Consider the following 13,664-nt stretch of genomic DNA (forward strand, 5'->3'; position numbering starts at 1 on the left):
AGCTTGGCCCACAATTTGGTTATTTCCCAGACACAAAAAAACCGGCTCTAAGCCGGTTTTTTATTAAGCGTCTCTTGAGAAACTAAGCTCCGAGAAACAGAGCTTGGAAAAATAGAGTAGAGAAAAACAAAGCCATTAAGCCTCAGTTTTACCCCAAGTGTCACGTAGACCAACCGTGCGGTTGAATACTAGCGCGTCTGCTTTAGAGTCTTTCGAATCTACACAGAAATAACCTGTACGTTCAAACTGGTACGCTTGCTCTGCCACACCTTCTCCTAGGCTAGGTTCAACAAAACCGTTTAGCGTAACAAGTGATTCAGGGTTTAGCGTTGCAGCGAAATCATCAGCAGCGGCAGGGTTTGGCACTGTGAATAGACGATCGTATAAACGAATCTCAGCAGGCAACGCTTTATCAGCAGATACCCAGTGAATAACGCCTTTCACTTTACGCCCATCTGTAGGGTTCTTACCCAATGTTTCATTGTCGTAAGAACAGAAGATAGTCGTAATGTTGCCTTCTGCATCTTTTTCGATACGTTCAGCTTTGATCACGTAAGCACCACGTAGACGAACTTCTTTACCTAGAACCAAACGCTTGTACTTTTTGTTTGCTTCTTCACGGAAGTCATCACGCTCAATCCAAACTTCTCGTGTAAATGGTACTTCACGAGTACCCATTTCTGGCTTGTTCGGGTGGTTTGCTACCGTTAATGTTTCTACTGTATCAGCGTCGTAGTTTTCAATCACGACCTTGATCGGATCAAGAACAGCCATTGCACGGGGTGCATTTTCGTTCAGGTCATCACGGATACAAGATTCAAGTGAACCGAACTCAATCATGTTCTCTTGCTTAGTCACACCAATACGTTTACAGAATTCACGAATCGAGCTTGAAGTGAAGCCACGACGACGCAAACCAGAAATAGTTGGCATACGTGGATCGTCCCAACCTTCAACTAGGTTTTCAACCACAAGTTGGTTCAGCTTACGCTTCGACATTACCGTGTATTCAAGATTCAGACGACTAAACTCGTACTGACGAGGTTGGCAATCAATCGTGATGTTGTCTAGAACCCAGTCATACAAACGACGGTTATCTTGGAATTCAAGCGTACAGATAGAGTGCGTAATGCCCTCTAGCGCATCAGAGATACAGTGAGTAAAGTCGTACATTGGGTAAATGCACCACTTATCAGCAGTTTGATGGTGGTGAGCAAAACGAACACGGTAGATAACAGGATCGCGCATAACCATGAATGAAGAGCTCATGTCGATCTTAGCACGTAGACACACTTTACCTTCTTCAAAGCCACCGTCACGCATTTTTTCGAACAACGCTAAGTTCTCTTCAGGGCTGCGATCACGGTATGGGCTCGCTTTACCTGGCTCTTTTAGCGTGCCACGGTACTCACGGATTTGATCAGGACTTAGCTCGTCAACGTACGCTAAGCCTTTATTAATTAATTCCACAGCATAAGCGTAAAGCGTATCGAAGTAGTTTGATGAGTAACAAATATCACCAGACCATTCAAAGCCTAACCAGCTTACATCATTCTTAATTGACTCAACGTATTCAACGTCTTCTTTTTCAGGGTTTGTATCATCGAAACGAAGATTACATTGTCCCTGGTAGTCCTGAGCAATACCAAAGTTCAAGCAAATAGATTTAGCGTGACCAATGTGCAGGTAGCCATTTGGCTCCGGCGGGAAACGAGTATGCACGCTACTGTGTGTACCATCCGCTAAATCTTTATCGATAATTTGGCGAATGAAATTCGATGGACGAGCCTCAGCTTCACTCATCTATAGCACCTCTATGTATTTAGTATTGTCAGAGAAAGTTATCTTTTGTACCAATGAAAATGGTCGCTTACAGCGCCTGTCAAAGATAGAAAGATCATTGTTGCTAATCATCCACAATTCTTCGCCTTTGCACAATAAGAACCGTCCGTTAATTGCGATTATTTCTGCTATTCGATGAAGAATAGAACGAACCGGGTTCATTGACCTTAAACAGTAGGCACAAAAAAGCCTCCCGTTTGGGAGGCTTTCAATTTGAAACTTACTTAAGAGTAACTTTACTTCTTAATTAAGTACTTCCGTCACTATGGAAGTTTTACATCAGATAGGTCTTCACCTGCACCTATAGCTTTCATTTCGCCAGCTACGATTTCAGCTAGTGGGCCTAGGATAACCTGTAGGTTGTTTTCACCTAGTTTAACCACACCTTTAGCGCCAAGCTTCTTAAGAACAGCTTCATCTGCGATAGAGCGGTCTTTAAGAGTTAGACGTAGACGAGTGATACAAGCGTCGATTGAAGTTAGGTTGTCGTGACCACCTAGTGCTTTCAGGTATTGACGTGCAACTTCACCTTTTGGTGCGTCGCCAGCAGGAGCTGCTACAGCTTCGTCATCATCTTCACGACCTGGCGATTTCAAGTTGAAAGCGCGGATTGCGAAAGAGAAAGTGAAGAAGTATAAAGCACCGAAACCAAGACCGATTAGTAGTAGTACGAATGGTTTAGTTGCTAGACCCCAGTTCAATACGAAGTCGATAAGACCAGCAGAGAAGCCGAAACCGTGCAGAGTACCAAACATGTTTGCAACTACTAGAGACAGACCTGTAAATACAGCGTGCATTGCGTATAGAGCAGGAGCTAGGAATACGAACATGAATTCTAGCGGCTCTGTGATACCTGTTAGGAATGAACAGAATGCAACTGAGAACAGTGCGCCACCAACTTGGCTGCGTTTTTCAGCAGGAGCAGCTAGGTACATTGCAAGTGCAGCACCTGGTAGACCGAACATCATTACAGGGAAGAAACCGTTCATGAACACGCCAGCGCCTTTATCGCCACCGAAGAAACGGTGTAGGTCGCCAGATTTAACAGTTTCAGTCACTTCTTTAACTACAGTAGTGATTTCTGGAGTTACAGAGTTAGCGAATGTGAATGTGTGCTCTTGGCCAACAACTAGAGTTTTAGCTAGTGATGGGTCAACACAAAGTTGAGTGATGTTAGCGAATGCGCCTTGACCAGCAACGATGATTTCTTGACATGTACCCATACCGAACCAGAAGTATGAGTTCAATACGTGGTGTAGACCTACAGGGATAAGTGCACGGTTAAGAGTACCGTAAACGAATTGACCAATAGCGCCAGATGTTGATACTGCGTGAGCCAGTGCGTCTAGACCAGATTGAACACCAGGCCAAACCACACCAGACACAGCACCTGCAACAAGTGCAAATAGACCAGCCATGATAGGTACTAAACGTTTACCCGCAAAGAAAGCCAGCCACTCAGGAAGACGTGTTGCATGGAAAGCGTTGTAAGAGTGACCTGCGATGATACCAGCGAAGATACCGCCGAAGAATGACATGTTTACGTCAGCGTTAATTGTTGTTGCTGTCGCTGTTAGTACGAAGTAAGCAACTGCACCAGCAAGACCTGCTGCGCCGTTACCGTCTTTAGAAAGACCAATCGCGATACCTAGACCAAATAGCAATGGTAGGTTACCGAAGATCGCTCCACCAGCTTCTGCCATGAATGGAATATCAAGTAGATCGCCTTGACCTAAACGTAGTAGAAGCGCCGCAATCGGAAGTGTTGCGATAGGTAGCATTAATGCCTTACCTAGCTTCTGTGCATATCCTAGAATATTCACCAGTTGTTTCCCCCTATAGGATTTTTTAGAATTCATTTGAGAAACTTATTTTAGTCGCTCAATTTAGTCCTATTCAGTGTATTCAATTAATTTTGCCCCGCAAATTAAAACCTTACCATTTGTGATCCTAATCACCAGTTTTTACCAAATCCAGAGGTTTTTGCTAGCGAGATCATAAAACTTATTTTATCATTCAAAAAAATGAGCGTTTATAGATAAAATTCAAATCTAATCATTAGGCAAAAACATGATATTCCTAACTTTAGATTACCCTATGAATAATCATTAACAATGAACCTAAATGTATAATAAAGATCAATTGTTCATATGTTTTTCAACAACTTAAATAGCTTCCCATTTTGAAGCCGTTCGCCCATAAAAGATAAATCGTTACGTAAATGATGCTCGCAAACTAAGTCCACATTTAGGTAACGAACAAATTTAAAAGATCTCACGAAATAAGGATTAGCTGACTATGTACGCGCTAAGTAACTGTAAAATTTACACTGGTAGTGATGTTCTAACCGATCATGCCGTCGTAATAGAAAATGAACTGATCAAAAAAGTCTGTCCTATCTCTGAATTGCCAGAAGGAATCGAGGTTCGCGATCTAAACGGAGCAAACCTAAGCCCAGGTTTCATTGACTTACAACTGAATGGTTGTGGCGGTGTAATGCTTAACGATGAGATCACGGCAGAAACAATGCAGATCATGCACGAAGCAAACCTTAAATCAGGCTGTACTAGCTTCCTGCCAACGCTCATCACTTCTTCAGACGAAGATATGCGTGCAGTTATTACTGCAGCTCGTGAATATCACAACCAGTACCAAAACCAATCACTAGGTCTGCACCTTGAAGGTCCATACCTAAACGTTGCAAAAAAAGGCATCCACAGCGTCGATCACATTCGTAAATCAGACAGCGAAATGATTGAACTGATTTGCGAGAACAGCGACCTAGTTTCAAAAGTAACATTGGCACCAGAGCTTAATGATCCAGAACATATCGAGCGCCTACACAAAGCAGGCGTTGTCGTTTCTATCGGCCACACAAACGCGACTTACGCAGAAGCTCGACAAAGTTTCGAATCTGGTATCACTTTCGCTACCCACCTATTCAATGCAATGACCCCTATGGTTGGTCGTGAACCTGGCGTTGTTGGCGCGATTTACGACACGCCAGAAGTTTATGCAGGTATCATCGCCGACGGCTTCCACGTTGATTACGCAAACATCAGAATTGCGCACAAAATCAAGGGAGAAAAGTTAGTATTAGTGACGGATGCCACAGCTCCTGCAGGTGCTGACATGGAATACTTTATTTTTGTCGGTAAGAAAGTATATTACCGAGATGGTAAGTGTGTTGATGAAAACGGCACACTGGGCGGCTCAGCTCTGACTATGATTGAAGCAGTTCAGAATACAGTTGAGCACGCTGGTATCGCTTTAGACGAAGCTCTTCGCATGGCTACGCTATACCCAGCTACGGCTATCGGTGTAGAAAGCAAGCTAGGTCGAATCAAAAAAGGCATGGTTGCAAACCTAGCTGTATTTGACCGAGACTTTAACGTTAAAGCGACTGTTGTTAATGGACAATACGAGCACAATTAAGTATGAATGGCGGACAAATAGGTAACGTAGACTTAGTTAAACAACTAAACAGTGCGGCGGTATACCGACTAATAGACCAGCAAGGGCCTATCAGTCGTATACAAGTGGCTGATGTAAGCCAACTCGCACCGGCAAGTGTTACAAAAATTACCCGCCAACTTTTGGAGCGCGGCCTCATTAAAGAGGTTGCGCAACAAGCGTCTACTGGCGGTAGACGCGCGATCTCCCTAACCACAGAAGTCGACCCTTTTCATTCTGTCGCTGTACGCTTAGGTAGAGACTATATTCAAATAAGCCTTCATGACCTTGGTGGTCGTGAATTGGCTTTCCAACAACAAGACCTAGATTATTCAGACCAATCAGACCTTACACAAGGCTTGGTCAATAACCTCAAGGCTTTCATTGCTGAGCATCAGCCAAAGATCGACCAACTGATTGCCATTGGTGTCACCCTTCCAGGCTTGGTCAACCCAACGACCGGTGTTGTTGAGTACATGCCAAACACGGACATCGATAACCTCGCATTGAGCGACATTATTCGCGACACTTTCCATGTGGCTTGTTTTGTTGGTAATGACGTTAGAGGAATGGCGCTTGCTGAGCACTACTTCGGTGCAAGTAAAGACAGTCAAGATTCTATTTTGGTCAGTGTGCACCGTGGTACGGGTGCTGGTATTATCGTTAATGGACAGGTTTTCTTAGGCCATAACCGTAACGTGGGTGAAATTGGTCATATCCAAATTGATCCGCTAGGGGAACAATGCCAGTGTGGTAACTTCGGTTGTCTTGAAACCGTAGCGGCAAACCCTGCCATCGTTGATCGAGTGCAGAAGCTCATTAAGCAAGGCTATGAATCTTCTTTAACGGAACTTGAACATATTACGATTCAAGATGTTTGTGACCACGCAATCAATGGCGATGAACTCGCGAAGCAAAGCTTAGTCCGAGTAGGAAACCAGTTAGGTAAGGCTATCGCGATGACGATTAACCTGTTTAACCCTCAGAAAGTAATCATTGCTGGTGATATTACTAAGGCACAAGAGATTGTTTTCCCTGCAATTAAGCGCAATGTAGAGAATCAGTCGTTAACGACTTTCCATAGCGGCCTGCCTATTGTAGCATCACAGATCGATAAACATCCTACGATGGGAGCCTTTGCCATGATTAAGCGCGCCATGCTCAACGGTGTGTTACTGCAAAAGCTTCTTGAAGACTAAAGAAAACAATTCTGATTTTCCGCGGGCCGTGTTTGTATAAACACGGCCCGTTTTTTTAAGCTAGGGAACTACAACAACAAGTTATGGAACTTATATTAATATCCACTGCGTTTATCGCAGGATTTATTGCTTTAAAATGCCACCTCCCCCCATTAGTTGGTTTTTTGGTTGCAGGTTTCGGGCTTTATGCCCTTGGCTTTGAAACCAATGACACCATCATTACTTTGGCTGACCTTGGTGTCACCCTTCTCTTATTTACTATTGGCTTAAAGCTGGACATCAAAACCCTACTCTCTAAAGAGATCTGGGCTGGCGCAACAATCCACAATCTTTTATCCACTCTGTTTTTTGCAGCCGCTCTATTTGGTTTTAAGTTTCTAGGTATTTCATCTCTAGCAGCCATGTCAATAGAACAGATCGTTCTACTCGGTTTTGCTCTTTCATTTTCTAGTACTGTATTTGCGGTCAAGTCTCTACAAGAGAAAGGGGAAATGAATGCTACCTATGGCACACTAGCGATTGGCATTCTGGTCATGCAAGATATCTTTGCTGTCGTATTCTTGACTGCATCGACGGGCAAAATTCCAGAGTGGTATGCGATCGCACTGTTCGCTTTGCCTTTCTTTCGCCCATTGTTCTACAAAGTCCTCGATTGGGTTGGGCACGGTGAAATGTTGGTGCTATTCGGTATCTTCTTCGCATTAGTTGTTGGTGCTGGCTTGTTCCAGTTTGTAGGAGTAAAACCAGACTTAGGTGCCCTTATCCTAGGTATGCTATTAGCCGGTCACCCAAAAGCTTCAGAGCTATCGAAGTCGCTGTTTAACCTCAAAGAGCTTTTCCTCGTCTGCTTCTTCTTGAATATTGGCTTGTCAGAACAGCCAACTATTCAGGGTTTTATGCTTGCAGTCTTGTTCTTATTGTTACTGCCAGTGAAAGGCGTTCTGTACTTCTTGGTACTAAACCGATTCAAGTTCCGTGTTCGAACCTCCCTACTCACTTCTTTGTCACTGTTTAACTACAGTGAATTTGGCCTCATCGTCGGTGGCCTTGCTTTTAAGATGGGCTGGATGTCTGGCGACATCTTGGTGGCAGTGGCTATAGCCGTTTCATTGTCGTTCTTAATCGCTGCACCTCTCAACAAAGCGGGTCACAAACTTTATCAACAATCAGGTCGCTGGTTAAAAGAGCACGCTGCTGAGAAGCTCCACCAACGCGACAAACGAATTGACCCAGGTCGGGCTCAGGTTCTAATTCTTGGCATGGGACGCATTGGTACTGGTGCCTACGACGAATTACGCTCACGCTACGGCAAAGTGAGTTTAGGTGTAGAAGTTCGTGAAGACGCGGCACATAACCACAGAAGCCATGGCAGAAACGTTATTTCTGGTGACGCAACTGACCCGGATTTCTGGGAACGAATTTTAGACACAGCAAACGTAAAACTGGTGATCTTGGCTATGCCTCACCACCAGGGTAATCAAACCGCCTTAGAACAATTAAAATCACGCAACTTTAAAGGTCAAATAGCGGCAATTGCCGAATATCCAGATCAGCTCGAAACACTGAAAGAGAATGGCGTCGATGCGGCATTTAACATTTACAGCGAAGCTGGCAGCGGTTTTGCCCGACATGTTTGTGAACAATTGAATCCGAACATCAATAAAATATAATATAATATTCAACATGTTCCATTCAACCTCTCAAAATTGCGCTTTTTTTGCACTTTTGAGAGGTTTTTGTTCAAAAAACCAACCGCAATTAGACACCACTCACCAAAACCACCTTTAAATTAGATACTTTCTAATATAACCCCCTTTATATTATTTTTTTGCTCATATTCGGTTGCTTTTTTTAGCCAGAATGGCAAATTGAATACAGTTGATTTAGAAATTATTTAAAAGGAAGTTCTATGTGTTCAGTATTTGGCATTCTCGACATTAAAAGTGATGCCGCAGCACTTCGCCCTATTGCTTTAGAAATGTCTAAAAAGCTTCGTCACCGTGGCCCAGACTGGTCTGGTATCTATGCTGGTGAAAAAGCTATCCTTGCTCACGAGCGTCTAGCTATCGTCGGCCTAAATAGTGGTGCTCAACCACTATATAGCCAAGACAAAAAACACATTCTTGCAGTCAATGGCGAAATCTATAACCACAAAGAACTTCGCGCTCGCTATGAAGATAAATACCAGTTCCAAACTGACTCTGATTGTGAAGTCATTCTTGCGCTTTACCAAGAGATGGGTGCCGACCTTTTAGAAGAACTTAACGGTATTTTCGCTTTCGTTTTATATGACGAAGAGAAAGACGAATACCTAGTCGGCCGCGACCATATTGGCATCATCCCGCTTTACCAAGGCTACGATGAGCACGGCAACTATTACGTTGCTTCAGAGATGAAAGCACTGGTTCCAGTTTGTAAGACGATCAGTGAGTTCCCTCCTGGTAGCTTCTACTCTTCTAAAGATACAGAACCTCAACGCTACTACATCCGCGATTGGAACGAATACGCAGCCGTTCAAGGTAACAGCACAAGCAAAGAAGAGCTAACTGAAGCGCTAGAAGCTGCTGTTAAGCGTCAACTAATGACTGACGTTCCTTACGGTGTACTTCTATCTGGTGGCCTTGATTCATCAATCACTTCTGCAGTCGCTAAACGTTTTGCAGCAATGCGTATCGAAGATGACGAGCAATCAGAAGCTTGGTGGCCACAACTACACTCATTTGCTGTTGGCCTAGAAAATGCTCCCGATCTGATTGCTGCACGTGAAGTTGCGGACAAAATCGGTACTGTACACCATGAGATGACTTACACCATTCAGGAAGGCTTAGATGCAATCCGTGATGTTATCTACCACATCGAAACTTATGATGTTACGACCATCCGTGCTTCAACGCCGATGTACTTGCTAGCTCGTAAGATCAAAGCAATGGGTATCAAGATGGTACTTTCTGGTGAAGGTGCTGATGAAATCTTTGGTGGCTACCTGTACTTCCATAAAGCGCCAAACGCAAAAGAGTTCCACGAAGAGACGGTACGTAAACTTCTTGCTCTAAGCATGTTTGACTGTGCTCGTGCAAACAAATCACTTGCAGCATGGGGAGTCGAAGGTCGTGTACCATTCTTGGATAAAGAGTTCATCGATGTGGCTATGCGTTTAAACCCTGAAGACAAAATGTGCGGTAACGGTAAAATGGAGAAACACATCCTACGTGAGTGTTTTGAAGACTACTTACCAGATTCAATCGCATGGCGCCAAAAAGAACAGTTCTCTGATGGTGTTGGCTACGACTGGATTGATACATTGAAAGCAACGGCTGAAGAAAAAGTAACGGATCAACAAATGGAAGCTGCTCAGTTCCGTTTCCCTTACAACACACCAACAACCAAAGAAGGTTATGCTTACCGTGAAATCTTTGAGGAGCTATTCCCTCTAGAATCGGCGGCAGAGTGTGTACCTGGCGGCCCTTCAGTTGCCTGTTCATCAGCAAAAGCGATCGAGTGGGATGAGTCATTCAAAAACTGTGTAGACCCATCAGGCCGTGCGGTACAAGCCGTTCACAACGACGCCTATAACGCTTAAGCGTTTGAAAAATCAAATACTAAAAAAGGCGCATTATGCGCCTTTTTGTTTTAAGCCTAGTTTTTACTTTTTAATATTTCACTTATACGTGAGCTTGTAGTGCTTCGTTTTCAATACTGATCGGAACCACTTGGCTGATCATTTTTACGAGCATAATGGATCGAGCTTCGCCATCTTTCTGATGGTAAATAGCTTCAACACCCGCAAACTGGCCACTATTAATTTTGACAACTTGCCCTGATTCAAACTCAACACAGCAATCTTCAACTTCGCTACTGCAACACTTCTCGAACTCTTTTAGCTCAAAAACCAAATCACCTTGGACTTCATACGGCCTTGCACCGAACTTAATAAAGTCGACAACACCACGAGTTGAACGAACGGTAGTAAAGCTTGGGCCTTGCTCATAATCAAAACGGACAAAGATATAGGATGGGAACAGCGGTTCTTGGACCAGCTTCTCTTTCCCTCTCACTACCTTTTCGACTTCTATTTGAGGGTAAAAGCACTCTACCCCCTGATTTTCTAGGTGCTGTTGAGCGCGTTTTTGATCACCACGCTTACAGTAAAGTAAATACCAACGTTTCATTTAACTCGCCATCTTCGTTCTTTGGACATTTAACCACAGCCTAAAACAGTTTAGTCGCCGTTAATAAATGAGTCCTGATAAGCGAGAAATTACGCGCAACAGACAGACTTATCAACCAAAAAGTCATAGGTAAAAAATTTGGTCAGTCATTGTACAAGGAACATTTAGAGATCAAAAGACTCATTGCTGTAAGCATATGTATATCGCAGATAATATGAATAACATTCCCTATAAGATCATAACGATAGGCTAGGGCAATAGATCTAAACATTTTTATTGGATAGGATCTTAAAAAAGGTTACTAACCAACCAGGTCAAATATGGAAAATTAGTTTGCAGCACAAGCAGAATGGGCCACATTAAAAGTAAATTTATTTAATATCAACACTTTAGCAAAACCAAGTTATCGTGACCACAAAATACGCCTATTGCAGACTTTTACCCTACTGTGTATACATGAATGACTATAAAATCTTTTAATACCTAAAATTAGTAAAACTTATGCCAAGCAATCACAACATCTTTGGCCACCCTAGAGGCCTATTTTTATTATTTAGCACAGAGCTATGGGAACGTTTCTCCTACTACGCGATGCGTGCCATCCTTGTTTTATTTTTGACTGACACGACCCTCAACGGTGGGCTTGGTTGGTCAACGAAAGACGCACTTGATCTCTACGGTATTTACACTGGCTTAGTCTACATCACGCCATTGATCGGTGGCTGGATTGCCGATAACTACTTAGGACAACGTAAATCGATCCTAGTGGGTGGTGTATTAATGGCACTCGGCCAATTTACACTCGCTCTTCCTAACGGCGCTATTGGCTTAGACCAAGTAAATGCTCTTTATCTAGGTTTAGCACTCCTTATCAGTGGTAACGGTATGTTTAAGCCAAACATCTCGACCATGGTTGGCGACCTATACCAAGAAGGCGATAACCGCCGTGACGGTGCATTCACCATTTTCTACATGGGCATCAACTTAGGTGCATTATTAGGTGGCTTGATTTCAGGCGCTGCTGTCGACTCTTTCGGCTGGAAAGCAGGTTTCTTAGCCGCTGGTATTGGTATGGTTATTAGCTTAATCATGCAAATGACAATGGCTCAATCTTGGTTAGGTAACATTGGTTCAGTGCCAGCAGCTGCGCGAGCAAAAGCACTGAACCAATCTAAAGAAAAAACGCCACTAACCAAAGAAGAGTTCGATCGATTAAAAGTTATTCTGGTTATGGGTCTATTCGTCATAGTTTTCTGGGCGGGCTTTGAACAAGCTGGCGGTCTGATGAATATCTATACTCAACAATATACTGACCGCATGATTGGTGGCTTTGAAGTCCCAGCGGCGTGGTTCCAATCTCTGAACCCATTCTTCATCATTACACTTGCACCAATCATTGCTGCATTTTGGGTTAAGCTTGGTAAGCGTGAACCAAATTCTCCAGTGAAATTTGCAATGGCTTTGTTCTTCCTAGCTCTTGGTTTTGTGTGCATGATGGGCGCTGTAATGGAGCAAGGTGGCGACCTAACAGTGAAAACATCAATGCTGTGGCTAGTCGGTGCTTTCTTCTTCCATACCCTTGGCGAACTTTGTCTATCTCCTATTGGCCTGTCGTTGGTCACTAAGTTAGCTCCGCTTCGTCTCGCATCACTAATGATGGGGGCATGGTTTGGCTTCAACGCTGTCGCAAACTACGTAGCTGGCCTTGTGGGTTCTCACGTTGGTGAGCTTGGCGCAATGTCTATCTTCGGTGGTATCGCAATTACAGCGACAATAAGTGGCGTCTTACTGCTTCTTTGTGCTGGCAAGCTTGTATCATGGATGCATGGCGTAGAAAGCAACATGATGCTTGAAGCAGAGCCAAAAGCAGAAACTTCGGTTGCTTAATATCTAGACCTATTTCAAGAAGAAACATCCAGATCAAAAAGGGCTGCTCAATGAGCAGCCCTTTTGCTATTTTTAGATATGCATGACAATTTAGGCGAAGTCGTATTTAACGATACAGCGCCACTAACTCCGCCATCATATCGATGTGCGAGTCTCTATCATTCAGACACGTAATGTAGCTAAAGTCTGAGCCACCAGCGTCAATGAAGGTCTCTTTACACTGATCCGAAATCTCTTCTAACGTTTCTAAACAATCCACAGAAAATGCAGGCGCCATAATATCGATTTTTTTGATGCCTTTGCTTGGCAATGATTCAAGTGTCTCGTCAGTGTATGGCTTCAACCACTCTTCTCGACCAAATCGAGATTGGTATGTCATGGTGATATCGTCCGCTGATAAGCCTAACTCAGCAGCAAGGAGCTTTGTTGTCGCTTCACAATGCTGTGGGTAGATGTCGCCTTCATCAGCCAATCGTTTCGGAATACCGTGGAAAGAACAAACTAAATGATCGGCTCTACCATTTTTATCCCAATGGCTACGCACGCTTTCAGCCAATGCTTTTGCGTAGCTTGGGTGCGCGTAGTAGTCGCGAATAAAGCGATAGCTCGGAATCACTGGCATCTGCTTAAAGGCCTTGGTTAAGCCATCAGATACGGCCGCTGTGGTTGTGCCTGAGTATTGAGGATATAAAGGCAATACGATGATGTCTTCAACGCCCTGACCCATTAATTGCTCAACGCCCGTTTTAAGGCTTGGGTTACCATAGGTCATACCCAGCGCTACGGGTATCTGTAATTTTTTCTGGAGCTTTTCGGCTTGTCTTTGAGAGTACACAAGCAGTGGTGAGCCTTCATCCATCCAAACAGACTGATACAGCTTAGCCACTTTCGGCGCTCTAATCGGTAAGATCACCCCATGTAAAATAGGACACCACAACCAACGCGTTAAGTTTACGACTCGCTTGTCGTGTAAGAATTCACTCAAAAATCGACGAACGCCAGCTGGGGTCGCTGAGTCTGGTGTTCCTAAGTTCACCAGTAAAACGCCCTGCTTTTTATTATTTTCCATAGATACCTGAGACCAATATGTGATTTTCTGGAACGTAATATACTA

Annotated in this window: 9 protein-coding genes; 5 read left to right on the plus strand and 4 right to left on the minus strand. The window is 43.7% G+C overall.

Going from position 1 to position 13,664, the window contains the following annotated elements:
* Positions 1-135 precede the first annotated feature (135 nt).
* Positions 136-1,803, minus strand: coding sequence for a glutamine--tRNA ligase (gene glnS / locus MED222_RS09580; protein ID WP_009847332.1), 1,668 nt, complete (start codon positions 1,801-1,803; stop codon positions 136-138).
* A gap of 302 nt (positions 1,804-2,105) precedes the next feature.
* Positions 2,106-3,665, minus strand: a complete 1,560-nt coding sequence (nagE, locus tag MED222_RS09575) for an N-acetylglucosamine-specific PTS transporter subunit IIBC (RefSeq protein ID WP_029222967.1) — start codon at positions 3,663-3,665, stop codon at positions 2,106-2,108.
* Positions 3,666-4,140: 475 nt separating this feature from the next.
* Here nagE and nagA point away from each other — a divergent pair, with 475 nt between their 5' ends.
* The 4 genes from nagA to asnB all read left to right on the plus strand — a co-directional run bounded on the left by nagA (position 4,141) and on the right by asnB (position 10,074).
* Positions 4,141-5,277, plus strand: coding sequence for an N-acetylglucosamine-6-phosphate deacetylase (gene nagA / locus MED222_RS09570; protein ID WP_009847334.1), 1,137 nt, complete (start codon positions 4,141-4,143; stop codon positions 5,275-5,277).
* A gap of 2 nt (positions 5,278-5,279) precedes the next feature.
* The gene (nagC, locus tag MED222_RS09565) at positions 5,280-6,494 is read left to right on the plus strand and encodes a DNA-binding transcriptional regulator NagC (protein ID WP_009847335.1); all 1,215 of its coding nucleotides are present in this window, start codon (positions 5,280-5,282) and stop codon (positions 6,492-6,494) included.
* Between the two features lie 83 nt (positions 6,495-6,577).
* Positions 6,578-8,164, plus strand: a complete 1,587-nt coding sequence (locus MED222_RS09560) for a cation:proton antiporter family protein (RefSeq protein WP_009847336.1) — start codon at positions 6,578-6,580, stop codon at positions 8,162-8,164.
* A 239-nt stretch (positions 8,165-8,403) separates the two neighbouring features.
* Positions 8,404-10,074 carry an asparagine synthase B gene (gene asnB, locus MED222_RS09555; protein ID WP_009847337.1) on the plus strand — a complete coding sequence of 557 codons (1,671 nt, stop codon included), beginning with the start codon at positions 8,404-8,406 and terminating at the stop codon, positions 10,072-10,074.
* 82 nt (positions 10,075-10,156) lie between these two features.
* Here the strand turns inward: asnB and rfaH are convergent, their stop codons facing one another.
* A complete protein-coding gene (gene rfaH, locus MED222_RS09550; RefSeq protein WP_009847338.1) occupies positions 10,157-10,663 on the minus strand; it encodes a transcription/translation regulatory transformer protein RfaH in 507 nt (168 codons plus the stop codon).
* A gap of 501 nt (positions 10,664-11,164) precedes the next feature.
* Between rfaH and MED222_RS09545 the strand changes: the two genes are divergently transcribed.
* The gene (locus MED222_RS09545) at positions 11,165-12,550 is read left to right on the plus strand and encodes a peptide MFS transporter (protein ID WP_009847339.1); all 1,386 of its coding nucleotides are present in this window, start codon (positions 11,165-11,167) and stop codon (positions 12,548-12,550) included.
* Positions 12,551-12,656: 106 nt separating this feature from the next.
* Here MED222_RS09545 and hemH read toward each other — a convergent pair whose 3' ends face one another.
* A complete protein-coding gene (hemH, locus tag MED222_RS09540) occupies positions 12,657-13,619 on the minus strand; it encodes a ferrochelatase (protein ID WP_009847340.1) in 963 nt (320 codons plus the stop codon).
* Positions 13,620-13,664: the final 45 nt, after the last annotated feature.

It is taken from the genome of Vibrio sp. MED222 (assembly GCF_000153005.1).
Taxonomy (GTDB): domain Bacteria; phylum Pseudomonadota; class Gammaproteobacteria; order Enterobacterales; family Vibrionaceae; genus Vibrio; species Vibrio tasmaniensis_A.

What these genes read in the sequence shown, in the direction of transcription:
- glnS (WP_009847332.1), bottom strand. Translation starts at nt 1,803, where the DNA reads ATGAGTGAAGCTGAGGCTCGTCCATCGAATTTCATTCGCCAAATTATC.
- nagA (WP_009847334.1), top strand. Translation starts at nt 4,141, where the DNA reads ATGTACGCGCTAAGTAACTGTAAAATTTACACTGGTAGTGATGTTCTA.
- nagC (WP_009847335.1), top strand. Translation starts at nt 5,280, where the DNA reads ATGAATGGCGGACAAATAGGTAACGTAGACTTAGTTAAACAACTAAAC.
- MED222_RS09560 (WP_009847336.1), top strand. Translation starts at nt 6,578, where the DNA reads ATGGAACTTATATTAATATCCACTGCGTTTATCGCAGGATTTATTGCT.
- asnB (WP_009847337.1), top strand. Translation starts at nt 8,404, where the DNA reads ATGTGTTCAGTATTTGGCATTCTCGACATTAAAAGTGATGCCGCAGCA.
- rfaH (WP_009847338.1), bottom strand. Translation starts at nt 10,663, where the DNA reads ATGAAACGTTGGTATTTACTTTACTGTAAGCGTGGTGATCAAAAACGC.
- MED222_RS09545 (WP_009847339.1), top strand. Translation starts at nt 11,165, where the DNA reads ATGCCAAGCAATCACAACATCTTTGGCCACCCTAGAGGCCTATTTTTA.
- hemH (WP_009847340.1), bottom strand. Translation starts at nt 13,619, where the DNA reads ATGGAAAATAATAAAAAGCAGGGCGTTTTACTGGTGAACTTAGGAACA.